The organism is Nonomuraea sp. NPDC003560 (genome assembly GCF_042878785.1).
Taxonomy (GTDB): domain Bacteria; phylum Actinomycetota; class Actinomycetes; order Streptosporangiales; family Streptosporangiaceae; genus Nonomuraea.
This window is the reverse complement of the sequence record NZ_JBIAOF010000003.1, coordinates 511,474-534,159: the sequence shown is the minus strand read 5'-3', so window position 1 is coordinate 534,159 and position 22,686 is coordinate 511,474. Positions and strand designations below refer to the sequence as shown.

General features: G+C 74.7%; 21 protein-coding genes. 17 read left to right on the top strand and 4 right to left on the bottom strand.

What is annotated here, in order from left to right; genetic code table 11:
- The first annotated feature begins 18 nt into the window (after positions 1-18).
- Positions 19-1,797 carry an ABC transporter ATP-binding protein gene (locus ACFYUV_RS13395; protein WP_387668419.1) on the top strand — a complete coding sequence of 593 codons (1,779 nt, stop codon included), beginning with the start codon at positions 19-21 and terminating at the stop codon, positions 1,795-1,797.
- On the top strand, positions 1,794-2,279 hold the full coding sequence (locus ACFYUV_RS13390; RefSeq protein WP_387668416.1) for an NUDIX hydrolase: 486 nt from the start codon (positions 1,794-1,796) through the stop codon (positions 2,277-2,279). Before ACFYUV_RS13395 ends, ACFYUV_RS13390 begins: the two co-directional genes overlap by 4 nt.
- Here the strand turns inward: ACFYUV_RS13390 and priA are convergent.
- Entirely contained in the window at positions 2,276-3,013 is a 738-nt protein-coding gene (priA, locus tag ACFYUV_RS13385) for a bifunctional 1-(5-phosphoribosyl)-5-((5-phosphoribosylamino)methylideneamino)imidazole-4-carboxamide isomerase/phosphoribosylanthranilate isomerase PriA (protein ID WP_387668414.1), read from the bottom strand. The genes ACFYUV_RS13390 and priA overlap by 4 nt on opposite strands.
- Positions 3,014-3,196: 183 nt before the next feature.
- On the opposite strand from priA, the gene hisG reads away from it, so the two are divergent.
- From hisG to ACFYUV_RS13330, 11 genes are all read left to right on the top strand, one after another.
- Positions 3,197-4,063 carry an ATP phosphoribosyltransferase gene (gene hisG, locus ACFYUV_RS13380; RefSeq protein ID WP_387668412.1) on the top strand — a complete coding sequence of 289 codons (867 nt, stop codon included), beginning with the start codon at positions 3,197-3,199 and terminating at the stop codon, positions 4,061-4,063.
- A complete protein-coding gene (locus tag ACFYUV_RS13375) occupies positions 4,060-4,866 on the top strand; it encodes an HAD family hydrolase (protein ID WP_387668409.1) in 807 nt (268 codons plus the stop codon). Before hisG ends, ACFYUV_RS13375 begins: the two co-directional genes overlap by 4 nt.
- A 148-nt stretch (positions 4,867-5,014) precedes the next feature.
- A complete protein-coding gene (locus tag ACFYUV_RS13370; RefSeq protein WP_387668407.1) occupies positions 5,015-6,034 on the top strand; it encodes a BMP family protein in 1,020 nt (339 codons plus the stop codon).
- Complete coding sequence (locus tag ACFYUV_RS13365) at positions 6,031-7,122, top strand: ABC transporter permease (RefSeq protein WP_387668404.1); 1,092 nt, start codon at positions 6,031-6,033, stop codon at positions 7,120-7,122. The genes ACFYUV_RS13370 and ACFYUV_RS13365 overlap by 4 nt, the downstream gene beginning before the upstream one ends.
- Positions 7,119-8,339 (top strand): ABC transporter permease, encoded by a 1,221-nt coding sequence (locus ACFYUV_RS13360; protein ID WP_352349634.1) that lies wholly within the window; start codon positions 7,119-7,121, stop codon positions 8,337-8,339. The genes ACFYUV_RS13365 and ACFYUV_RS13360 overlap by 4 nt, the downstream gene beginning before the upstream one ends.
- The gene (locus ACFYUV_RS13355) at positions 8,339-10,441 is read left to right on the top strand and encodes a N,N-dimethylformamidase beta subunit family domain-containing protein (RefSeq protein ID WP_387668401.1); all 2,103 of its coding nucleotides are present in this window, start codon (positions 8,339-8,341) and stop codon (positions 10,439-10,441) included. The genes ACFYUV_RS13360 and ACFYUV_RS13355 overlap by 1 nt, the downstream gene beginning before the upstream one ends.
- 1 nt (position 10,442) lies before the next feature.
- On the top strand, positions 10,443-11,354 hold the full coding sequence (locus tag ACFYUV_RS13350; protein ID WP_387668398.1) for a 6-phosphogluconolactonase: 912 nt from the start codon (positions 10,443-10,445) through the stop codon (positions 11,352-11,354).
- Entirely contained in the window at positions 11,351-12,280 is a 930-nt protein-coding gene (locus ACFYUV_RS13345) for a PfkB family carbohydrate kinase (RefSeq protein WP_387668396.1), read from the top strand. Before ACFYUV_RS13350 ends, ACFYUV_RS13345 begins: the two co-directional genes overlap by 4 nt.
- Positions 12,277-13,002, top strand: a complete 726-nt coding sequence (locus tag ACFYUV_RS13340) for a GntR family transcriptional regulator (protein WP_387668394.1) — start codon at positions 12,277-12,279, stop codon at positions 13,000-13,002. The genes ACFYUV_RS13345 and ACFYUV_RS13340 overlap by 4 nt, the downstream gene beginning before the upstream one ends.
- 58 nt (positions 13,003-13,060) lie before the next feature.
- Complete coding sequence (locus ACFYUV_RS13335) at positions 13,061-13,756, top strand: response regulator transcription factor (protein WP_387668391.1); 696 nt, start codon at positions 13,061-13,063, stop codon at positions 13,754-13,756.
- Between the two features lie 48 nt (positions 13,757-13,804).
- The gene (locus tag ACFYUV_RS13330; protein ID WP_352349644.1) at positions 13,805-14,737 is read left to right on the top strand and encodes a 2OG-Fe(II) oxygenase family protein; all 933 of its coding nucleotides are present in this window, start codon (positions 13,805-13,807) and stop codon (positions 14,735-14,737) included.
- A gap of 42 nt (positions 14,738-14,779) precedes the next feature.
- On the opposite strand, the gene ACFYUV_RS13325 is transcribed toward ACFYUV_RS13330, so the two are convergent.
- Positions 14,780-15,505, bottom strand: a complete 726-nt coding sequence (locus ACFYUV_RS13325; protein ID WP_387668388.1) for an alpha/beta fold hydrolase — start codon at positions 15,503-15,505, stop codon at positions 14,780-14,782.
- Positions 15,506-15,690: 185 nt separating this feature from the next.
- Here ACFYUV_RS13325 and ACFYUV_RS13320 point away from each other — a divergent pair, with 185 nt between their 5' ends.
- Together ACFYUV_RS13320 and ACFYUV_RS13315 are read left to right on the top strand one after the other, a co-directional pair.
- Positions 15,691-16,644: an alpha/beta hydrolase gene (locus tag ACFYUV_RS13320; protein WP_364325251.1), complete on the top strand. Its 954-nt coding sequence runs from the start codon at positions 15,691-15,693 to the stop codon at positions 16,642-16,644.
- An 11-nt stretch (positions 16,645-16,655) separates the two neighbouring features.
- A complete protein-coding gene (locus ACFYUV_RS13315) occupies positions 16,656-17,342 on the top strand; it encodes an alpha/beta hydrolase (protein WP_387668384.1) in 687 nt (228 codons plus the stop codon).
- Between the two features lie 9 nt (positions 17,343-17,351).
- On the opposite strand, the gene ACFYUV_RS13310 is transcribed toward ACFYUV_RS13315, so the two are convergent.
- Both ACFYUV_RS13310 and ACFYUV_RS13305 read right to left on the bottom strand, forming a co-directional pair.
- Entirely contained in the window at positions 17,352-19,685 is a 2,334-nt protein-coding gene (locus ACFYUV_RS13310) for an ATP-binding protein (protein ID WP_387668381.1), read from the bottom strand.
- Positions 19,686-19,740: 55 nt separating this feature from the next.
- Positions 19,741-20,940 (bottom strand): serine hydrolase domain-containing protein, encoded by a 1,200-nt coding sequence (locus ACFYUV_RS13305; RefSeq protein ID WP_387668379.1) that lies wholly within the window; start codon positions 20,938-20,940, stop codon positions 19,741-19,743.
- A gap of 144 nt (positions 20,941-21,084) precedes the next feature.
- On the opposite strand from ACFYUV_RS13305, the gene ACFYUV_RS13300 reads away from it, so the two are divergent.
- A complete protein-coding gene (locus ACFYUV_RS13300; RefSeq protein WP_387668377.1) occupies positions 21,085-21,426 on the top strand; it encodes a YciI family protein in 342 nt (113 codons plus the stop codon).
- Positions 21,419-22,663, top strand: coding sequence for an RNA polymerase sigma factor (locus tag ACFYUV_RS13295; RefSeq protein WP_387668374.1), 1,245 nt, complete (start codon positions 21,419-21,421; stop codon positions 22,661-22,663). The genes ACFYUV_RS13300 and ACFYUV_RS13295 overlap by 8 nt, the downstream gene beginning before the upstream one ends.
- Positions 22,664-22,686 lie beyond the last annotated feature (23 nt).

Here is a 22,686-nt window from a genome sequence, read left to right as displayed (position 1 = left end):
CCAGGATCGGCGGCGCCCGTGAGCGACCTGTTCGCGGGCCTGCACGCCGACGCCTACGACCGCGTGTACGGCAACCGCCGCCTGCTGGCCCGCATCCTGCGGCAGCTGCGCGCCCACCGCGCCGGCATGATCGGCTCGGCCCTGCTCGTCGCGGGCTCGGTGCTGCTGACCGCCTCCGTGCCGATCGTCGTCTCCCGCCTGATCGACCAGGCCGGCGGCGGCAGCGGCCCCGGCCTGCTGCTGTGCCTGTTCGTGGTCGCGGCGGCGGTGCTGGCCTGGGCGATGAACTGGGCCCGCCAGGCGATCACCGCGCGGCTGGTGGGCGGCATGGTCTACCAGTTGCAGTGCGAGGCCGCCGACGCCGCGCTCGCCAAGGACGTCGCCTTCTACGACGAGAACTCGGTCGGCAAGGTGCTCAGCCGGGTCACCGGCGACACCGAGGGCTTCGGCTCGGTGCTCACCCTCACCCTGAACCTGATCAGCCAGCTCTTCCTGGTGGTGCTGCTCGGCGGCGTGGTGTTCTGGATCGACCCCGGCCTCGGCCTGGTCATCCTGGCGGCGCTGCCGTTCCTGCTGGGCACCGCCCTGGCCTTCCGCCGGGTGGCCCGCACGGCGGCGGCGGCCACGCGGCGGGTGATGGCCAAGGTCAACGCCAACGTGCACGAGACCATGCTGGGCATCGCGGTCGCCAAGAGCTTCGGCCGCGAGCGGGCCGTCCACGACGACTTCGACGACGTCAACCGGCTGTCGTACCGGGTCTACGTCCGGCAGGGGCTCATCTACGCGGTCATCCTGCCGGTGCTGACGCTGCTGGCGGGCCTGGCCACGGCGGTCGTGCTGTACCAGGGCGGGCGGTTCGCGGTGATCGGCAGGCTCTCGGCGGGCGAGTGGTACTTCGCCCTCCAGGCGCTCGGCATGCTCTGGCAGCCGGTCACCCAGGCCGCCTCGTTCTGGAGCCTGTTCCAGCAGGGGCTGGCCGCCGCCGAGCGGGTGTTCGCGCTGATCGACAGCGACCACGCCGTCGTCCAGAGCGGCAACGAGCCGGTGACCGAGCTGGCCGGCGCGATCGAGGCGCGCGGCCTGCACTTCCGGTACGGCTCCGGCGCCGCCGTGTTCCGCGACTTCGACGTGCGCCTCGCCGCCCGCGAGACGGTGGCGGTCGTCGGGCACACCGGCGGCGGCAAGTCCACGCTGGCCAAGCTGATCGCCCGCGCCTACGACTTCCAGGGCGGCGAGCTGCTGGTGGACGGCCGCGACATCCGCACCCTCGACCTGCGGGCCTACCGGCGGCGGGTGGGCGTCGTCCCGCAGCACCCGTTCATCTTCGCCGGCACGCTCGCCGAGAACATCGCCTACGGCCGCCCCGGCGCCGGCCGCGACGACGTCGTCCGGGCCGTCGAGCGGATCGGCCACCGCGTGTGGGACCGCAGCATGCCGATGTCCCTGGACGACCGCCTGGCCGCCGGCGGTCAGGGCGTGTCGGTCGGGCAGCGGCAGCTCATCGCCCTGGCCAGGATGTTCGTCCGCGAGCCGGACATCCTGCTGCTGGACGAGCCGACCGCCAGCGTCGACCCGCTGACCGAGCGCGGCATCCAGGACGCGCTGGCCCGGCTGTGCGCCGGCCGCACGGTCGTGGTGATCGCCCACCGGCTGTCCACCATCCGGCGCGCCGACCGCGTCCTCGTGCTGCACGGCGGCGAGATCGCCGAGCAGGGCCGGTTCGACGAGCTGCTGCGCCGCGACGGCCCGTTCGCCGAGCTCTACGCCACCTACTACGCGCACCAGGAGACCGCATGACCTGCGCCCCCCATCCGGCGGAGTTCGAGCCGATCCAGCGGGAGGCGTCCGCCACGGGCGTGCGCTGCGTGGTCGGCGCCGTGCTGTTCAACCCGCTCGGCGAGGTGTTCCTGCAACGGCGGGCGGCCCACGTGCGGCTCTTCCCCGGCTGCTGGGACATCGTCGGCGGGCACGTCGAGCGGGGCGAGACGCTGTGCGCGGCGCTGGCCAGGGAGATCGCGGAGGAGACCGGCTGGCGGCTGCTGCGGGTGGGCGGCCTGGTGGACGTCTTCGACTGGACCGGCGGCGACGGCGGCCTGCGCCGCGAGATCGACGTGCTGGCCACGGTCGAGGGCGACCTGACCCGGCCGGCGATCGAGCACGACAAGTTCGACGAGGCCCGCTGGCTGGACGGCGACGCCCTGCGCCGCCTGGCCGCCGAGTCGCCCGGCTCGGGCATGGTCGAGCTGGCCCTGCGCGCGCTGGCCATGCGGCCGGTCTAGGACTCCGGTTTGCGTACCGCGTCCAGGGCCTGTCGCAGGGTGAACCGGCCGGCGTACAGCGCCTTGCCCACGACCACGCCCTCGACGCCGAGCGGGGTCAGGGAGGAGACGGCGCGCAGGTCGTCCAGGCTGGAGATGCCGCCGGAGGCCACGACGGGCCGCCCGGTGGCGGCGCAGACGTCGCGCAGCAGCTTCAGGTTGGGGCCGCCGAGGGTGCCGTCCCTGGCGATGTCGGTGACGACGTACCGGGCGCAGCCGGCCGCGTCGAGGCGGGCCAGGGTCTCGTACAGCTCGCCGGCGTCGCGGGTCCAGCCGTGGCTGCGCACGGTGGTGCCCCAGACGTCCAGCTCGACGGCCACCCGGTCGCCGTGCCGGGCGATGACCTCCGCCACCCACGCCGGACGCTCCAGCGCGCCGGTGCCGAGCACCACCCGGCCGCAGCCGGTGGCCAGCGCCGCCGCCAGGCTCGCGTCGTCGCGCACGCCGCCGCACAGCTCGACCGGGATGTCCAGGGCGCCGACGACCTCGGCGATCCGCGCCCGGTTGGAGCCGGTGCCGAAGGCGGCGTCCAGGTCCACCAGGTGCACCCAGTCGGCGCCCGCGTCCTGCCAGGCCAGCGCCGCGTCGAGCGGGTCGCCGTACCAGGTCTCGGATCCGGACTCGCCGCGCAGCAGGCGGACGGCCCGGCCGCCGCGCACGTCGACGGCGGGCAGGAGGGTCAGGCATGTGGACACTCGTCGTTTCCTCTCCCGTGAACCCCCCTTTTCCATCATCGCGAACACTGGTCAGGAAGCGAAGTCAACCTTCGGCCACCACCATGGTTCACTTGCCGCCGCCCGCCCGGACGGGAACGCTTGCCGGTGCGCGCCGCACGCCCAGTCGCCGGGGGCCGGTCCCCCTGTTCCGAGGAGGACTGCATGGTCTCGCTCGCGCTGCCCAAGGGCACGTTCCTGGAGCGTCCCGTCCTCGACCTGTTCGCCGCGGCCGGGCTGGAGGTGCGCCGGCCGTCCGAGCGCAGCTACCGGGCGAGCATCGCCTACGACGGCGGCGTCGAGGTGGCCTTCCACAAGCCGCGCGAGATCCCGCTCGCCGTGGAGCGAGGCGTCTTCGACTTCGGCGTGACCGGCACCGACTGGATCGAGGAGACCGGCGCGAAGGTCGAGCTGGTCGAGGCGAGCGGGTGCGTGCCGCCCTGGCGGCTGGTGCTCGCCGTCCCCTTCGGGCATCCCGCCGTGGACGCCGCCGGCCTGCCCGCCGGGGCCCGGGTCGCGACCGGCTTCCCGAAGATCTCCCGGCAGTTCTTCCAGAGCGTGCCGCTGCCGGTACGGATCGTCCCGTCGTTCGGCGCCACGGAGGCCAAGGTCCCCGAGCTGGCCGACGCCGTCATCGAGACCGACGGCCCCGGCTCCGCCCTGGACGAGCACGACCTGCGGGTCGTCGCCACGTTGCGCACCTGCTTCCCGCAGGTCGTCGCGAGCCCCGCCGCCTGGCGGGACGCCCGCAGGCGCGCCGCGATCCAGCGGGTCGCGCGGCTGCTGGCCTCGGTCGACGGGGGAGCGGCCCACGTGCTGCTGACCGTGCGCACCACCATCCGCGACCTGCCGCGGGTGGCCGGGTCGATGCCGGCACGGTCCTGGCGGGCCGGCACCGGCCTGACCGAGAGCCTGGTGGTCGTGCAGGGGCTGGCGGCCCGGCGCGGCCTGGCCGAGACCATCGGCGGCATCCTGGCCGCCGGGGCGCTCGACGTCATCGAGTCGCGCGTCGGGAAGGACGTCACGCCGTGAGCCGCCGGATGATCGTGTGCGACCTCGACGGGACGCTCCTGGACTCCCGCGGCCAGGTCTCCGAGCGCACCAGGACCGCCGTGCGCCGGGCCCGCGCCGCCGGGCACGTGTTCGTCATCGCGACCGCGCGGCCGGTCCGCGACACCCGCCCGGTGGCCGCGGCCCTGGACCACGCGGCCGTCGCCGTCTGCGGGAACGGCTCGATCACCTACGACTTCGGCAGCGAGGAGGTGGTCGACTACCGCCCGCTGGACCGGCAGCCGCTCGCCGCGACGCTGGCGCTGCTGCGCGACCGGTTCCCCGGCGTGCGCCTGGGCGCCGAGTGCCGCCTCGAACTGCTCCTGGAGGACGCCTTCCACCTGCCCGAGCCGCTGGCCCGCGACGCGCGCCGGGTGCCCCGCCTGGACCACGAGATCGACCGGCACGACGTCGGCAAGCTGATGGTCCAGCTCGAAGGCGCCGCCCGCCAGTACTACGAGACCGTGCGCGGGCTGCTGACCGGCTGCGAGGTCACCATCTCGGCCGACGTGTTCTGCGAGGTCATGCGGTCCGGCGTGACCAAGGCCGCGGCCCTGGAGTCGATGGCGTCCCGGCTCGGCCTGGGCAGCGCCGACGTGATCGCCTTCGGCGACATGCCGAACGACCTGCCCATGCTGACCTGGGCAGGAACCGCGGTGGCGGTGGCCAACGCCCATCCCGCCGTGCTCGGCGCGGTGGGCGAGGTGACCGCCTCCAACGACGACGACGGCGTGGCCGCGTGGCTGGAACGGCACGCCACGGACGATTTCTCAGAGAAGTATTGACGCTTGTCTGACGACTATTCATGATGGTCGCTGGAGCCGGGAACGCACCGGCCAGGATCGGCCTGCGGAGGCAGGCCGCCAGGGCCCGCGCCGGGCGCGGGCGTCCCGTCTGAGAGGTGCCCCAGTGCCCCGATTAGCCGTTGCCCCTGTGCTCGTCCGCGTCCTCGCCGTCCTCGCGGCGCTGTGCTCGCTGGCCGCCTGCAGCGCCGTCAGTCCCGCCGCCGGGAAGAAGGGCGCCACCTCGGTCGGCGTGGCCTTCAGCCGCGGCGGGCGCGGCGACAGATCCTTCAACGACTCGGTGGGGGCCGGCGTCGACCGCGCGAAGGCCGAGCTGGGCGTCGCGGCCAAGGAGCTCAGCCCCAACGCCGCCGGGTCCGACCTGGAGGAGATCCTGCGGCTGCTGGCCCAGACCGGCCACAACCCGGTGCTGGCCGTCGGCTTCTTCTACGCCCAGCCGCTGGCCAAGGTCGCCCCCGCCTTCCCCCGCACCCAGTTCGTCATCATCGACGACGCCACCGTGAAGCTGCCCAACGTCACCAACGTGGTGTTCCGCGAGGAGCAGGCCAGCTACCTGGTCGGCGCGGCGGCCGCGCTCAAGTCCGCCAGCGGGAGGATCGGCTTCGTCGGCGGGGTGCAGACGCCGCCGCAGGAGAAGTTCCTCGCCGGGTACGCGGCCGGCGCCCGCGCGGTGAAACCCGGCATCCAGCTCTCCAGCGTGTTCATGTCCCAGCCGCCCGACTTCAGCGGCTTCTCCGCCCCCGACAAGGCCCAGGAGGCGGCCCGCGGCATGTACGACGGCGGCGCCGACGTCGTCTACCACGCCGCCGGGGCGTCCGGGCTCGGCGTCTTCCAGGCGGCCAAGGCGGCCGGCAAGTGGGCGATCGGCGTCGACGTCGACCAGCGCAAGACGGTCGATCCCGGGCTCGCCGGGGTGATCCTGACCAGCGCCACCAAGCAGCTCGACGTCGCGGTGCTGAGCATCGTCCGGGACGCGGTGGCGGGGCGGCCGATCGCCGGGGTGCGCGAGTTCGGGCTCAAGGAGGGCGGGGTCGGCTACGCCACCAGCGGCGGCGAGCTCGCCGACATCCAGCCACGGCTGGAGGAGCTGCGCAAGCGGATCGTCTCGGGCGAGATCAAGGTGCCCGCCAGGCCGGCGGAGAGCCGGTGAGCCGGGCGCGGGCGGCGGGCCGGGAAGCGCTGGGCGTGCTCGCCGTCCCGGCGCTCGCGCTGCTGATCGCGCTCACCGTCGCCACCGCGCTGCTGGCCGCGGTGGGGGCCGCGCCGGGGCGGACGTACCTGACGATGCTGGAGTTCGGGGTCCGGCCGGACTCGCTCGTCTCCGCGGTGAACCGGGCGGCCGTCTACTTCTTCGCCGCCCTCGCCGTGGCCGTCACCTTCCGGATGAAGCTGTTCAACATCGGGGTCGAGGGCCAGTACCACGTGGCCGCGCTGTTCGCGGCGGTCGCCGGGGCGGCCGTGCGGCTGCCGGGCCCGCTGCACCTGGCGTTCGTCTGCCTGGTCGCCGTGCTGGCCGGAGCCCTGTGGGCGGGGATCGCCGCGGTGCTCAAGGTGTGGCGCGGGGTCTCCGAGGTGCTGTCCACGCTGCTGCTGAACTACGTCGCCACCGCCGTCGTCGCCTACCTGCTGGCCGAGGTCTTCGCCGCCGGCAGCACCTCGGGCTCGACGCGGGAGCTGCCGCCGTCGGCCCGGCTGCCGCAGCTCACGCTGCCGTCGGGCGACCAGCTCGGCTCGGCCACGCTGGGCGCGGTCGTGCTCGGGGTGGCGGTGCACGTGCTGCTCACCCGCACCCGCTACGGCTACGAGCTGAGGGCCGGCGGCCTGAACCCGGTGGCGGCGCGCGTCCAGGGCATCGACCCGCGCCGGATGATCCTCGTCACGATGCTGCTGTCCGGCGGCCTGGCGGGCCTGGCCGGGCTGCCCGACCTGCTGGGCCAGACCTACCGGTACGGCATGGACTTCCCCTCCGGCGCGGGCTTCACCGGGATCGCCGTGGCCCTGCTCGGCCGCAACACGCCCGCGGGCATCGCGCTGGCCGCCCTGCTCTTCGGGTTCCTGGAACGGTCGGCGCTGATCCTCGACATCGAGGGCATCCCCAAGGAGATCGTCACGATCATGCAGGGCGTCATCGTGCTCAGCGTCGTGGTGGCCTACGAGGTGGCGCGGCGGATGGAACGCCGGCGGGCCGAGCGGCTCGTACGGGAGCAGGCGTCCCCGGCGCTGGAGCCGACCGCATGAGCGCCGGACGGTACCGGTGGTGGCGGGCCGCGCTCGTCCTGCTGCTGGCGATGTCGGTGGTCAGGGTGTTCACCGGCGCCGACGAGCTCACCGGGTCGGGCGTCGTGGGGGCGGCGCTGCGGCTGGCGGTCCCGATCGGGCTCGCCGGGCTGAGCGGCCTGTGGAGCGAGCGCGCGGGCGTCGCCAACCTCGGCATCGAGGGCATGATGATCATCGGCACGGTCTGCGGGGCCTGGGCCGGGTACGGGTTCGGCGTCTGGGCCGGGGTGCTGGCCGGCACGCTCGGCGGGGTCGCGGCCGGGCTGCTGCACGCGGTCGTCACCGTCACCTTCGGGGTCGACCAGGTGGTGTGCGGCATCGCGATCAACATCCTGGCGGTGGGCGTGGCCCGGTTCATGTCGGTCATCGCCTTCAGCGGCCTGCCGGGGGCGGGGGCCACCCAGTCGCCGCCGGTGAGCGGGTCGATCGGCACGGTCAGCGTGCCCGTCCTGGCGGGCGGCGGGGGCACGGCCGACCTGCTCGGCGCGCTGGAGCGCGGCCGGTTCTTCCTGGTGTCCGACCTCGCCGGGATCGTGCGGGGCTTCCTGCACGAGGTCTCGCTGCTCACCGTGGTCGCCGTCGCGCTGGTCCCGGTCAGCTTCGTGCTGCTCTGGCGGACCGCGTTCGGGCTGCGGCTGCGGTCGGCGGGCGAGCACCCGGCGGCGGCGGACTCGCTCGGCGTCCCGGTGCTGCGGATGCGGTACTACGGCGTGCTGGTCTCCGGCGGGCTGGCCGGGCTCGGCGGGGCCTACCTGGTCACCGTCTCCTCGACGGTCTACCGCGAGGGCCAGACCGGCGGCCGGGGCTTCATCGGGCTGGCCGCCATGATCTTCGGCAACTGGCGGCCGTCCGGCACGGCGGCGGGGGCGCTGCTGTTCGGTTACGCCGACGCGCTGCAACTGCGCCAGGCGAGCGCGGTGCACGTGCTGCTGCTGCTCGGGGCCGTGCTGGCCTGGGTCGCGGCGGTCGCGCTCGTCCGCACGCGGCTGCGCCCGGCCGCGACGCTGGCGCTGCTCGGCGCCGCCGCCTTCGCGGTCTTCCAGGGCACCGACTCGGTGCCCACCCAGCTCGTGTACGCCACGCCGTACCTCACCACGCTGCTGGTGCTGGTCACGGTCGCCCAACGGCTCCGCATGCCGGCCTACGTCGGCATCCCCTACCGGCGAGGAGACGCGTGATGGCCGTCGACCGGGAACCCCGCCTGATGGGGTACGCCGACCGCTGGTCCGCGGCGCCCGGGGAGCCGCTGGCCGTGCACGCCTCCGGCCCCGACGGGGACGCCGACGTCACCCTGGTGGACCTCGTCCGGGAGGGCGACCTGACCCCGGCCGTGCCGGTGACGATCGCGCCGCGGCCCCTGCGGCCCGGCTCCCGGCTGGAGGCGGCCTCGGTGCCGACGCCCGCCAGGGGCGGCCTCGCCCTCTGGATCCGGCCGAAGCGGCTCGGGCCGCGCCAGGTCGTGGCCCGGCTGGGGGCCGCCGGATGGCGGCTGCTGCTCGCGCTCGACGAGGAGGGCCGGCCGGAGGCGACCGTGCTGACGCCGTCGGGGAGCATGGGCTGCCGGCTGCGCTCGGCCGTCCCGGCGGGGGAGTGGTCGCTGCTGGCCGTGGCGTGGGAGGCGGCGCCGCTGATGACCGTGCTGCATCTGAACGACTTCCGCACCACGGGCGTGAGCGCCGGGCGGGCCCGCCTGCCGCTGCCGTCCCCGTCGGGCGAGCTGCTGATCGGGGCGGGCGACGAGCATCCGTACGCGGGCCGGATCGCCCTGCCCATGCTGACCGAAGGCCCGCTCGCCATGCCCGGCCGCGTTCCGCTGACCGACCTGACCACCGGTCCGGAGCTGGTCAAGCACCTCGGCCCCGAGCTGCTGGCCCTGTGGGACCCGTCCGCCGGCCCCGGCGCGCCCGTCGTCCCGGACGTCAGCGGCAACGGGCACCACGCGAGCGCCGTCAACCGGCCGCTGGCCGGGCTCCTCGGGCCGGGCGGCGACGCCCGCACCGCGCTCCAGGTCAGCCCGGAGGACCTGGACGACGCCCGCTGGCCGGTGACGTGCGAGCTGACCGTCCCGCAGGACGCCGGCTCCACCGTGCTCGGCGTCCGCCTGCGGACCGGGGGGCAGTCGTGCGTGCTGCCGGTGGTGGCGCGCACGGACGCGACGCGCAGGAGCCCGGTGGCGGTCGTCCTGCCCACCTTCACCTACCTCGCCTACGCCAACCACCGGCAGTCCAGCGAGGCCGAGTACTTCGGCGACTACCGGCAGGTCACCGACCGCGTGATCACGCTCTCCCCGGTGGACGCCTACCTCAACGAGCACCGCGAGCTCGGCCTGTCCCTGTACGACCAGCGGCGCGAGGGCGGCCACGTCACCCACTCCTCCAGACGCCGCCCGGTGCTCAACCTCACCCCCGACTACCGCTGGTGGATGACCGGCGCGCCGCGCCACTTCGCCGCCGACCTGCTGCTGCTGCGCTGGCTGCGCTCGGCGGGCTTCGCCTTCGACGTGCTGGCCGACGAGGACGTGCACGAAGGCGGCGCCGACCTGCTGTCCGCCTACCGCGTCGTCCTGACCGGCAGCCACCCCGAGTACGTCACCGCCCCCGAACGCGCGGCCTTCGCCGCGTACGTGTCCGGCGGCGGCCGGCTCATGTACCTGGGCGGCAACGGGTTCTACTGGGTGACCGGCGTCGACCCCCGCCACCCGCACGCCATCGAGGTCCGCCGCGGCCACGTCGGCGACTGGTGGGACGACGAGCCCGGCGAGGACGTGCTGACCTCCACCGGCGAGCCCGGCGGCCTCTGGCGGCACCGCGGCCTGGCGCCGCAGGAGCTGCTCGGCGTCGGCTTCGCCGCCCAGGGCTGGGGGCCCGCCCCCGGCTACACCCGCCTGCCCGACAGCCGCCGGGAGGAGGCGTCCTGGGTGTTCGAGGGCGTCGGGACCGACCCGGTGGGCTGCTGCGGCCTCGCGCTCGGCGGGGCGGCGGGGGACGAGATCGACCGGGCCGCGCCCGAGCTCGGCACCCCGCCGGACACCCTGGTGCTCGCGACCTCCGCGGGCGGCCACGGCCACCACTACCGGCCTCCTACCGAGGAGGCCGGTTCGGGCGCGCGGGCCGTACGCGCCGACATGACCCTGCGACTGCTCGGATCCGGCGGCGCGGTGTTCGCCGCCGGATCCGTCAACTGGGTGACCAGCCTCGCCTGCTGTGACGGTGACATCAGGCGAATCACCCGGAACGTCCTGTCCCGATTCCTGCAACCCGCAGCTTGTGAGGAGGAGTGACGTGACCACCGCGAGCGCGAGGCACCTCGACTACCCCTATCCCCGCACGTCGGCCGAGCTGACCGACGAGATGTTGTCCATGCCGGCCGAGGAACTGGCGGCCATCGCCCGCCACCCGCTGACCGTCTACCCCGACACCACCGAGCTCTACTACCGGCTGGCCCGGGAGATGGCCGACGAGTTACGCGCCCGCAACATGCGCGGCGAGCCCACCCGCTGGATCCTGCCCGTGGGCCCGAAGGCGCAGTACCCGATCCTGGCGCGCATCTGCAACGAGGAGCGCATCAGCTGGGCCGACGTGTACGCCTTCCACATGGACGAGTTCCTCGACTGGCAGGGCCGGCCGGTGGACCCCTCGCACCCCTTCAGCTTCCGCGGCTACTGCGACCGCAACCTCTACCAGCTCCTCGACCCCGACCTGCGGCCCCACCCCGGCAACGTCGTCTTCCCCGACGTGTTCGACCCCGACGCGTTCGGCGAGCGCCTGCGCGGCGAGGGCGGGGCCGACACCTGCTACGCGGGCTTCGGCTACCGGGGGCACCTGGCCTTCAACGAGCCGCCGTCCACGCGCTGGCACCAGTACACTGCCGCGGAGTTCGCCGCCTCGACCACGCGCGTCGTCCCGCTGCTCGACGACACGATCGTGGCCCACTCCCACCGGGTGACCGGCGGCTACACGCAGGCGATCCCGCGGATGGCGATCACCGTCGGCATGTCGGAGATCCTCTCCGCCCGCCGGCTGCACCTGATCACCGACGGCGGCGCCTGGAAGCGGTACATCGTCCGGGTGCTGCTGCTCACCACCGAGCCGGACGTGCTGCTCCCGGTGACCTTCGCGCACCACCACCCCGACGTGCGGGTGACCGTCGACGCCGACAGCATCGCGCCCTGCGCCCTGGGGCTGGGCTCGTGACCGTCGTCGCGGTCGGGGCCTACATCGTCGACCTCTACATGTTCGGCGACCGCCTGCCGGAGCCGGGCGAGAGCGTCAACGCCGCCGACTACGCCACCGCGCACGGCGGCAAGGCCGCGAACGTGGCGGTCGCCGCGGCCCGGCTGGGCGCCGCCGCCCGGTTCGTCGGCTGCCTCGGCGACGACGCCGCCCGGCCGGTGGCGCTGGCCGAGCTGCGCGCCGAGGGGATCGAGGTCGGTGAGTGCACCACGGCCGTCGGCGTCGCGACCGGGCGCAGTTTCGTCTACGTCGACGCGGCCGGCGGGCAGCTGGTCATGACCTGGCCGGGGGCCGCCGACCTGCTGCCGCCCGCCCAGGCGGCCGCCGTCGCCGCCGGCCTGCCCGCCGGGTCCGTGCTCGTGCTGCAGGGGGAGATCCCGCTGGAGATCTCGTACGCGGCCGCGACGGCGGCCCCGCCGGGCGTGCGCGTCCTGCTCAATCCGAGCCCGGCGGGACCGTTCCTGGAGGGGACCGGGAAGGAGCTGCTGGCCCGCGCCGACGTGCTGGTGCTCAACGAGGGCGAGCTGGCCGCGCTGGCCGGCGAGACCCCCGGCGACCTGGACGACCTGCGCGGCAGGACCAGGGGACGCACCGTCGTCGTCACCCGCGGCGAGCACGGCGCCGAGATCGCCGACGACGGCGGCACTATGCTGATCGACGTCCCCAGCGTGCGCGTTGTGGACACCACCGGCGCGGGTGACGCCTTCACCGGCGCCCTGGCGGCCGCCCTCTGCGCCGGCACGGGCCTGGTGCGCGGCGTCCGGCTCGCCTGCCAGGTGGCGACCGTCTCGGTCACGCGCCGGTTCTGTGCCCCCAGCTACCCATCGGCCGCCGAGCTCGGCATCGCCCCGCTCCGCGGTCCGTCCGTGCAGGAGAGACCCGCGTGACACGACGTCATCCCACCCTGGCCATCCAGATCCGTGACCGGCTGCACGCCCTGATCGTCGAGCAGGGGCTGCGCCCCGGTGACAGGCTGCCGTCCGAGAACGAGCTCATGACCCTGTTCGACGTCGGGCGCACCAGCATCAGGGAGGCGTTCAAGCTCCTGGAGCAGGAAGGGCTCATCCAGGCCAGGCACGGCGACGGCCGCTACCTCACCTCGCAGCCCAGCCTGGACCGGCCGCTGACCCGCCTCGAAGGCGTCACCGAGATGCTGGCCAGCCGCGGGTTCACCGCCGACAACACCGTCCTCGACGTCATGGCCACCGAGCCGGACCGCCACCAGCGAGAGCTGCTGCAACTGCCCCCCGGCGAGGCCATCGTCCGGCTGGAACGCCTGCGCCGGCACCGGGACGACGCGCTGCTGTACTCGATCGACCTGTTCCCGCGCTCGCTCATCGGCCGCCCCATGGACGAGGTGGACTGGACCGGCTCGCTGTTCCAGCTCCTCACCGAGCACGGCCACACCATCGCCTACGCCGTCGCCCAGGTGCGGGCGGTGACCCTCAGCCACGCCCAGGCCGAGCGCATCGGCACCCACGAGGACGGCGGCGCCTGGCTGCTGCTCCTCCAGACCCACCACGACAGCGCCGGACGGCCGGTGCTGTATTCGCAGGACTACCACAGGGGCACCGACTTCTCCTTCCACCTGGTGAGACGCCGCGACTGAGTGAGCCGCCGCCGCGTACCGACCGACCGCCGTTCGCCGACGCAGAGAGGATCATGCGATGAGTGCCATCACGCTGGAGGCCGGCCACCCCATCCCGGCCTCCCCTTCCAGCCTCCGGGCGAGGTGCACCAGGCTGTCCGTCTTCTGGCTCGCCGAGGACGAGGTCTCCTTCTACGGGCTCCCGCCGCTGCTGATGAAGGTGTCGAACGTGGCCGGGGTCGCGGTCGTGCGCAGCTGCGCGGAGGCCCGGCTGCTGCTGGCCGGCGAGGACTTCGACGTGGCGGTGATCCCGCTCGCGGTCCTGCCGGACGTGCTCGGCGGACGCCCCCACCGGGCCCGCCCGCAGATCCTGGCCATGGTGCGTCAGGGGGAGGAGCTCGCCCCCTGCGTCGCCCAGCGGTACGGGCTGGCCGGTTGCCTGCTGTGGGACGAGATCAATGTCGCCGGCTTGTCGGGCACCTTCGATCGGCTGCTGCGCGGCGACGCGCCCGTCCCGTCCAGGGGCGGGCCCGACCTGCTCGGCCGCCTGACCGAGCGCGAGCACATGGTGCTGGCGCTGCTGCTGCGCGGCATGAGCAACCACCAGATCGCCCGCTCGATGGGCATCTCCATCCACGGCGTCAAGCGCCACATCTCGAACCTGCTCGTCAAGTTCAACTGCTCCAACCGCACCGAGGTCGCCCTGGTCGCCCAGCGGCTCGGCCTCGACCCCGCCGCCCGCACCCCGCGCCACCTGAGCAGCACCGGCACGTAGCACGTACGACGAACCATCCCCGAACGGTCATCGAGAAACGGAGTGACAATGGACGTCCCTCTCATGGAACTCAGCGGCCGCGCCCCCGTCGTCAGGCTGCATGACATCGAGGCCGACATGGCCGCCGCCACCGACGCCATCAGGTCGCAGCTGACCGGATGGGGCTTCATGGCCGCGGAGGTGCCCGGCATCGGCGAGCGCGTCGAGGCCATGATGAACGAGTTCGCCGCGGCCTGCCGGGCGACCGGGCCGAGCCTGTCCGACTACGCCTACGACGTCGTCCCGCAGCTCGCCGTCGGCGGCACGCACGGGTTCTTCCCGTACAACTCGGAGATCCCGCGCCTGGCCAACGGCGTGCCCGACCCGAAGGAGTTCATCCACGTCAGCGGCGCCATGATCGGCGACCAGCCGCCCGGGGCGGGTGACGTGCTGCGGGCCTTCCCGGCGTTCGGCGCCCGCGCCGCCGAGGTGTTCGACATCGCCTTCCGGCTGATCTCGCTCTTCGGCGAGGTCGTGCGGGGCATGATGCCGCCCGGCACGCCCGAGCTGGACCTCTCGCACGACGCGACGAACCTGCGGGTGATCCACTACCGGGACGTCGGCGACCGCGAGGTGCTGGCCCACGAGCACTCCGGCATCCAGATGCTCGGCCTCCAGCTTCCCCCGTCCGACCAGGGCCTGCAGTACGTGCTGCACGACGGCACCTGGGTCGAGCCGGTGATCGCCGGGACCGACGTCGTGCTGTGCAACATCGGCCGGATGCTCACCAGCGCCTCCGACGGGCGGTTCCGGCCGTCCACGCACCGGGTGCACACCAAGCCGATGCCCGCCGGCTACGAGCGCCTGTCGTCGGTGCTCTTCGCCTACCCGCAGCACAAGGCCCGCCAGTGGAAGATGGTGGACGGCGAGCTGATGTCGCTGAACGCCACCTGGGGCGACTTCATCGACAGCCGCTTCCAGGGGCTCGGCAAGCAGTCCTGACCGCCCGGCCTCCTGGCGGCCGGGCAGGCCGTCAGGAGGCGATCAGGAGGCACTGGCCCGGACGGCCGCCCGGATCACGTCGGCGACCTCCTTCGGCCGCGACACCGCGACCGCGTGCGAGGCGCCGGCGACCTCCACGGCGGTCGCGCCGGCCCGCTCGGCCCCGAACCGCTGCACGTCGGGGTTGATGGCCTGGTCGGCGTCGGCGATGACGGCCCACGACGGCTTGGCCCGCCAGGCCGCCGTGGCCGCGCCCTCGGTGAACGCCCCGGCCGCCAGCGGCCGCTGCGCCACGGCGAGGACCCGGGTGACCTCGGCCGGCACGTCGGCGGCGAAGACCTGGGGGAAGGCGTCGGCGGCGATGGTGAACTCGACGGCGGCGCCGCCGTCCGCCAGCGGGTAGGACGCCTGCCGCAGGCTCGCGCCGAGCGGCGGCTCGGGGAAGCGGCCCTGGAGCTCGCCCAGGCTCTCGCCCTCGTCCGGGACGTACGCGGCGACGTAGACGAGGCCGACGACGTTGTCCGCCGCGCCGGCCACGGTGATGATCGCGCCGCCGTACGAGTGGCCTGCCAGCACGACCGGGCCGTCGATCTGGGCCGCGACGGAGGCGACGTACGCCGCGTCCGAGGCCAGGCCGCGCAGCGGATTCGGCGGGGCCACCACGGGGATGCCGTCCCGCTGCAGCTCGGCGATGACGCCGGACCAGCTCGCCGCGTCGGCGAACGCGCCGTGCACGAGGACGACCGTCGGGGTGGTGCTCTCCGTCATGGGAAAAACTCCTTCTCGGGGCGAAAGGGACCGGTCGGCCCCGGTGGCGATCCAACAGCCGGGCCGCTCGCGCGCACGAGGCGGAAACGTACTTCTGCCTGTGGTTCCGCCTCGTCTTTCCGCGGGCCGGTCGTTTGGATGGGTGACGGCCCCCCTGCTTCCCACCCCTTCTTCCTGGAGCGATCATGATCAAGCCCGTCCTGGAACCAGCCGCTCAGGCGTTCGCCGAGGCCACCGCCGAGCCGCCGTACCTGTTCCAGCTCCCGCCGGAGGAGGGCCGCAAGGCCGTGAACGAGGTGCAGTCCGGCCCGGCCGAGCTGCCCGCCGTGGACGAGGAGTGGGTGACGGTCCCCGGCGGACCCACCGGCGAGGTCAGGGCCCGCATCGTGCGGCCCGCCGGCAGCACCGGCGATCTGCCCGTGATCATCTACATCCACGGCGCCGGCTGGGTCTTCGGCAACGCCCACACCCACGACCGGCTGGTCCGCGAGCTGGCGACCGGCGCCGGCGCCGCCGTGGTCTTCCCCGAGTACGACCTGTCGCCCGAGCACCGCTACCCGGTCGCCATCGAGCAGAACTGGACGGTCGCCCGCTGGATCGTCACCGACGGCGCCGCCAAGGGCCTGGACGCCACGCGCGTCGCGGTGGCCGGCGACTCCGTGGGCGGCAACATGACCGCCGCGCTGACCATCATGGCCAAGCAGCGCGGCGGGCTGTCGCTGCGCCGCCAGGTGCTGTTCTACCCGGTGACCGACGCGTCCTTCGACACCGAGTCCTACCGGCAGTTCGCCGAGGGCTACTTCCTGCGCCGGGACGGCATGCAGTGGTTCTGGGACCAGTACACGACCTCGGAGGCCGAACGCGCCGAGATCACCGCGTCCCCGCTGCGGGCCACCGTCGAGGAGCTGGCCGGCCTGCCGCCGGCGCTGGTCATCACCGGCGAGGCGGACGTGCTGCGCGACGAGGGCGAGGCGTACGCCGCCAAGCTGCGCGCCGCCGGGGTGCCGGTGACCGCCGTGCGTTACCAGGGCATCATCCACGACTTCGTCATGCTGAACGCGCTGCGCGGCACGTACGCGGCCGAGTCGGCGATCGAGCTGGCCGCCGGCACGCTGCGCCGGGCCCTGCACGAGAGCTGACCTGCCGCGCCATGCCCTCCGCCTACGACCTCGACCAGGTGCGGCACGCCAACGCCACCGGGCGGGTCCCGGTCGTCTTCGTCCACGACCCGTGGTTGCTGGCCGAGAGCTGGGAGCCCTGGGCCGAGGTGTTCGGGCAGGCGGGGTTCGTCCCCGTCATCCCGGCCTGGCCCGAGGACGGCGAGGCCGCCGGGCATCCCGCCGGGCACTTCGCCGGGTTGATCGGCGGGCTGGCGCGCCGGCCCGCCCTGGTCGGCCACGCGGCCGGCGGCCTGGTCGCGCAGATCCTGGCCGGGCGCGGGCTGGCCTGCGCCTGCGTGGCGATCAGCCCGGCGCCGTTCCGCGGGGCGCTCACGTACGGGCGCTTCCGGCACGCCGTGGCCAACGCCGTCGGCGAGGAGGAGGCCAGGCGGTTGTACGAGACGTACGCCGTCCGGGCGGCGGAGGCGGGCGACCCCGCGGGCCTCGACGGCGCCGCGCCGGACCGGGGGCCGCTGCTGCTGGTCGCCGGCGAGATGGACCGCACGGTCCCGTGGGCCGCCGCGCACGCCGCCTACCTGTGGCAGGCCCGCAACCGGCACCATCTGACCGAGATCGTCGAGCTGCCGGGGCGCGGGCACTCGATGACCGTGGACAGCGGCTGGCGCGAGGTCTGCGGCACCGCCCTGACCTTCATCGAACGGTTCGTGGACCCCTGACCGGCCCGCTCAGCGAGCGCCTTCCGGGGTCGTCACAGTGGTCTCGACCGGGGCCAGGCGGGTAAGCTCGGCGGTCACGCGGGCCGCCCGGACGGCGTCGGCGGAGGCTTCGTACAGCTCCAGGGCCTCCTGGAACGCCTCGCGCGCCGCCTCCCGCCGTCCCAGCTCGACCAGCGCCCGGCCCAGGTTCGTCAGCGTCTGGGCCGTGGCCCGGTTGATCGGGCGCTTGCGCAGCTCGACCAGCGCCTCGCGATAGTGGTCGGCGGCCTCCTGCCAGCGGCCGAGCGCGAAGTAGCCGTCGCTCAGCAGGTCCAGCGCCGCCCCGACGGCGTGGGCGACGATGACCGGCGTGCCGCCGAACGCCGGGTCGCGCAGCCGTTCCAGCAGCTCCAGCCCGTGCCGTACGGCCTCCTCGATCCGGCCCAGCCGGCGCAGGCCGTTGCCGACGCTGAGCATCGCCTGGGCGTAGCCCTCGGGGTCGCCGGCCTGCCGGAAGCACTCCGCCGCCCGCCGCGCGTGCTCCAGGCCGGTCTCCGTGGCGCGCCGGTCGTCGCGCCCCCACAGCGCCCAGGTGGCGTAGGTCAGGGCCCAGCCCTGCTGGCGCACGTCCCCGACCTCGCGGGCCAGCTCCAGCGCGCGCAGCGCGGTCCGCTCGCCCTCGTCGTAGCGGCCCTGGCAGTGCGTGCGCGCCCAGGACAGGTAGTTGAGGTGCACCGCCTCCTGCAGGCGGTCGCCCGCCTCGCGGGCCGCGCCGGACGACAGCTCGAACACCTCGGGCCAGTGCCCCCAGTGCATCCACAGGTCGGAGAACCAGTGCATGGCCTCGGCCACCTCGACGACCCGCGCGTGCTCGCCGGCGCGGGCCGCCTGCCGCAGCGCGGCCAGCCACGCCGCGCCCTCGGCCTGGAGCCATTCCTGCGCCTGCCGCGCGCTGTCCAGCTCGACCAGCGAGCTCCACCCGGACGGCGGCGCGCCGTAGCCGGGCTCGAACCAGCGCCCGGCGACGGTCGCGACCTCCAGCAGCCAGTCGTCCATCCGCCGCCGCGCCTGCCGCTGCGCCGTCATGGGCTCCTCGTCGGACAGCCGGGCGCGGGCGAACAGCCGTACCAGGTCGTGGAAGCGGTAGCGGCCGGGGTACGGCGACTGCAGCAGCCCGAGATCGACCAGCTCCTCCAGGGCGTCCTCGGCCTCGTCCGGGCCGAGCTCGGCGAGGACGGCCGTCATCGGCGCCCCGAAGTCCGGCGCGGCGGCCAGCGCCAGCCGCCGGAAGCCGCGCCGCGCGGGCGCCGACAGCTGCCGGTACGACAGCGCGAAGGCCGCCGCCACCGACAGGTCGCCGGCGGCCAGCGACTCCACCCGGCGTCCCTCGTCGCCGAGGCGGGCGGCCAGGTGCCCGGCGGTCCAGCCGGGCCTGCTCTGCAGCCGGTTCCCGGCGATGCGCAGCGCCAGCGGCAGGTTCCCGCACAGGTCGGCGACCTGGGCGACCCCGTCCGGGTCGGCGTCGGCGCGCTCGGCGCCGACGATCGCGCGCAGCAGCGCGGCCGACTCCCCGGCCGCCAGGTGCGCCAGCGGCACCTGGTGCACGCCCTCCAGCCCGGCCAGCGGGCGGCGGCTGGTGACCAGCGTCATGGACGGGCCCTCGGCGGGCAGCAGCGGGCGCACCTGGGCCTCGTGCGCACCGTTGTCCAGGATGACCAGGCAGCGCCGGCCGCGCAGCAGGGCGCGGTACTGGCCGGCGCGGTCCTCCTCGTCGGCCGGGATGCGCCGCTCGGCCACGCCCAGGGCGGTGAGCAGCCGGGACAGCGCCGTGCCCGGGTCCAGCGGGACCGGGTCCATGCCGCGCAGGTCCAGGTAGAAGCGGCCGTCGGGGAACAGGTCGGCCAGGTGGGCGGCGGCGCGCACGGCCAGGGCGGTCTTGCCGATGCCGGCGGCCCCGGAGACGGCCGCGACGACGGCGGGCGCGTCCTCGGCCCCGGAGGCGGCGGCGACGGCGGCGGGCGCGTCCTCGGCCGTGCGGGCGGCCAGGTCGCGCAGCAGGCGCAGCTCCCGTTCGCGGCCGGTGAAGTCGCCCACGCCGCGGGGCGGCTGGCAGGCGCCCGGCGCGGCGTCCTGGCGCGGGCGGCCGGCGCGGGCGGCGTCGGACAGCGCCGTGCGCCGCGGCCCGTCCAGCCGCAGCGCCTCGGCCAGGGCCTCGACGGTGCGCCGCTGCGGGCCCCGGCTGGCCCCGCGTTCCATGTCGCCGATGGCGCGCACGCTGACGCCGGAGGCGTGGGAGAGCTCCTCGATGGTCAGCCCGGCGGCGTGTCTCAGGCTCCGCAGCATCGTGCCGAACGACTCCGCCACCCGTCCCCCTCAGCATTGTGAGCGGCGAAATCCCCCGAAACGCCGCCTACCCACCTTATCTGCCGGAAATCGGGGTGAGGTGCTGGTCGATCGAGGTGTACGTCACGGTCCAGAAGTCCTCGAAGACCTTGGGCGCCACCGGCGACGTCATCGCCACCTGGGTGAACAGCACGCCCACCAGCCCCTCCGACGGATCGGCGTAGGCCGTGGTGCCGAGCCCGCCGGTCCAGCCGAACCGGCCCGGCCGGGTGTAAAGGCGATCGGCCCGGGTGTCCACCTGCATCCCGAACCCCCAGCCGCCCGACCCGAGGAACGTCTCGGCGCCCGCCTTCTGGGCCGGCGACAGATGGTCGGCCGTCATCAGCTCGACCGAGGCCCGCGACAGGATCCGGCCGCCGTCGTGCCGCCCCCTCTCCAGCAGCATCCGCAGGAAGGCGGCGTAGTCGAGGGCGGTCGAGAGCAGGCCGGGGCCGCCGCCGCCGGACGGGAAGGCCGGCGGCTCGTGCCACACGCGCGGGTCGGGCCTCGGCGTCACGCCGCCCGAGCCGTCCGGCCGGTAGGAGGCCGCCAGGCGGTGGAGCCTGTCCGCGGGCAGGTGGTAGCCGGTGTCGCGCATGCCCAGGGGCTCGAAGACGCGCTCGGTCATGAAGTCGGGCAGCGGTTTCCCGGCGGCCCGCGCGACCAGCACGCCCAGGACGTCGGCGCTCGTGTGGTAGGTCCACCGCTCGCCCGGCTGGAACATCAGCGGCAGCGCGCCCAGCCGGGCGAGCCACTCGTCAGGGCCGCTGCCGGGGCCGTCGGGGCCGCGGTCGATCCGCGGGTCGCGCATCGCGCGCACGATGGGCAGCTCGTCGCCCTCCACCAGGAGCTGTCCCGTGCCCGGCCGGAAGGTCAGCAGGTCGCGTACGGTGATCGGCCGCGTGGCGGGCACCGTGTCGTCCAGCGGCGCGTCCAGGGCGCGCAACACCCGGCGACCGGCCAGCTCGGGGACCAGGTCGTCGATCGGGTCGTCGATCCGCAGGACGCACTCCTCCACCAGGATCATCGCCGCCGCCGCGGTGACGGCCTTGGTCAGCGACGCGATCCGGAAGATCGAGTCCGCCTCGACGGCCGCCCCGCCGCCGCGCTCCAGCGTGCCCATCGGCACGACGTGCGTCTCGCCCCGATGACGGACGAGCCCGACCAGCCCCGGCACCTCGCCCCGCGCCACGAACCCGCCCAGCACGCCCCGCATCCGCTGTTCCAGTACGCTCATCGGTCCTCCTGAAGTGACGTGTCGTGACAATGACCGGACGGACCCGGAAAACTCATCGTCATGGCGTGTCCATCCGGGCGGGTCCCGTTCGTGGTGAAGGCGTACGGCGGCCCCGCCGTACGCCGACCGCGAAGGGGAACACCGATGAAGTACATGCTGCTGATCAACGCCGGCACCTCCGACGAGCAGGAGCCGGGCGACTTCCAGGAGTGGATGGCCTACGACAGGTCCGTCCGGGAGGCGGGCATCCTGGTCTCCGGTGAGTCGCTGGCCGACCTGGTGACCGCCACCACCGTACGGGTGAGCGCCGACGGCACGCCGACCGTCACCGACGGCCCGTACGCCGAGACGCGCGAGGTGCTGGGCGGCTTCTACGTGATCGACGTGCCGGACCTCGACGCCGCCCTCGACTGGGCCGTGCGCTGCCCGGGTGCGCGCGGCGGCGGCTCGGTGGTGGTCCGCCCGGTCGCCGACTTCGATGCGTGAGATCGAGGCCGTCTTCCGTGAGGAGCGCGGCCGGCTGCTGGCCGCGCTCGTCCGCCGCTTCGGCGACCTCGACCTCGCCGAGGAGGTCACCTCCGACGCCGTCGAGGCGGCGCTGAGGCACTGGCCCGCCGAGGGCGTGCCGCCCAATCCGGGCGCGTGGCTGATGACCACCGCGCGGCGCAAGGCGGTCGACCGGCTCAGACGCGAGCAGGCGCTGGCCACCCGGCTGGCCGTCCTGGCGGCCGAGGCCGAGCGGGCCGCCCCCGAAGCGCCCCCCGGCGAGGACGGCGGCCTGCCCGACGAACGGCTGCGGCTCTTCTTCGCCTGCGCCCACCCCGCGCTGCCGGCCGAGGACCGCGGGGCGCTGACGTTGCGCTGCCTGGCCGGCCTGACCACCCCCGAGGTGGCGCGGGCCTACCTGGTGCCGGCCCAGACGATGGCCAAGCGCATCGTCCGGGCCAAGAAGAAGATCAGGGAGGCGCGCGTCCCGTTCCGCGTGCCCGAGGCCCACGAGCTGCCGGAACGGGTGCCCGGCGTGCTCCAGGTGATCTACTCGATCTTCACCGAGGGCTACGCGGCCAGCTCCGGGCCCTTCCTCCAGCGGCTCGACCTGGCCGAGGAGGCGATCAGGCTGGCCCGGATCCTGCGCCGGCTGCTGCCCGCCGAGCGGGAGGTCGCCGGGCTGCTGGCGTTGCTGCTGCTGGTGCACGCCCGGCGCGACGCCCGTACCGGGGCCGAGGGGGAGCCGGTGCTGCTCGGCGAGCAGGACCGCGGCCTCTGGGACCGGGCGATGATCGAGGAGGGCTCGGCGCTGGTGGTGACCGCGCTCAGCGGCGGCCCGCCCGGCCCGTACGCCGTCCAGGCCGCGATCGCGGCGCTGCACGACGAGGCACCGGACCTGGCCACGACGGACTGGCCGCAGGTCGTGGCCCTGTACGACGTGCTGCTCGCGCTCGACCCCTCTCCGGTGGTGGCGCTGAACCGGGCGGCGGCCGTGGCCATGCGCGACGGGCCCGAGGCCGGGCTGGCGCTGCTGGAGGAGCTGGCCGGGGCGCGGCGGCTGCGCGACTACCACCCGTACCTGCTGGCCCGCGCCGACCTGCTGCACCGGCTCGGCCGGCTGCCCGAGGCCGCCGAGGCGTACCGCGCCGCGCTCGGGGCGGCCGGGAGCGAGCCCGAGCGCACCCACCTCCGCCGCCGCCTGGCCGCGCTGGAGGAGGCCGGGCGCGAGGTTTGAGCACCGCCCTGACCAGGGAGAAC

Bases quoted from the DNA above. Each gene is read 5' to 3' on its own strand.
- ACFYUV_RS13390 (WP_387668416.1), top strand. From the start codon at position 1,794: ATGACCTGCGCCCCCCATCCGGCGGAGTTCGAGCCGATCCAGCGGGAG.
- hisG (WP_387668412.1), top strand. From the start codon at position 3,197: ATGGTCTCGCTCGCGCTGCCCAAGGGCACGTTCCTGGAGCGTCCCGTC.
- ACFYUV_RS13360 (WP_352349634.1), top strand. From the start codon at position 7,119: ATGAGCGCCGGACGGTACCGGTGGTGGCGGGCCGCGCTCGTCCTGCTG.
- ACFYUV_RS13355 (WP_387668401.1), top strand. From the start codon at position 8,339: ATGGCCGTCGACCGGGAACCCCGCCTGATGGGGTACGCCGACCGCTGG.
- ACFYUV_RS13335 (WP_387668391.1), top strand. From the start codon at position 13,061: ATGAGTGCCATCACGCTGGAGGCCGGCCACCCCATCCCGGCCTCCCCT.
- ACFYUV_RS13330 (WP_352349644.1), top strand. From the start codon at position 13,805: ATGGACGTCCCTCTCATGGAACTCAGCGGCCGCGCCCCCGTCGTCAGG.
- ACFYUV_RS13325 (WP_387668388.1), bottom strand. From the start codon at position 15,505: ATGACGGAGAGCACCACCCCGACGGTCGTCCTCGTGCACGGCGCGTTC.
- ACFYUV_RS13320 (WP_364325251.1), top strand. From the start codon at position 15,691: ATGATCAAGCCCGTCCTGGAACCAGCCGCTCAGGCGTTCGCCGAGGCC.
- ACFYUV_RS13315 (WP_387668384.1), top strand. From the start codon at position 16,656: ATGCCCTCCGCCTACGACCTCGACCAGGTGCGGCACGCCAACGCCACC.
- ACFYUV_RS13305 (WP_387668379.1), bottom strand. From the start codon at position 20,940: ATGAGCGTACTGGAACAGCGGATGCGGGGCGTGCTGGGCGGGTTCGTG.
- ACFYUV_RS13300 (WP_387668377.1), top strand. From the start codon at position 21,085: ATGAAGTACATGCTGCTGATCAACGCCGGCACCTCCGACGAGCAGGAG.
- ACFYUV_RS13295 (WP_387668374.1), top strand. From the start codon at position 21,419: ATGCGTGAGATCGAGGCCGTCTTCCGTGAGGAGCGCGGCCGGCTGCTG.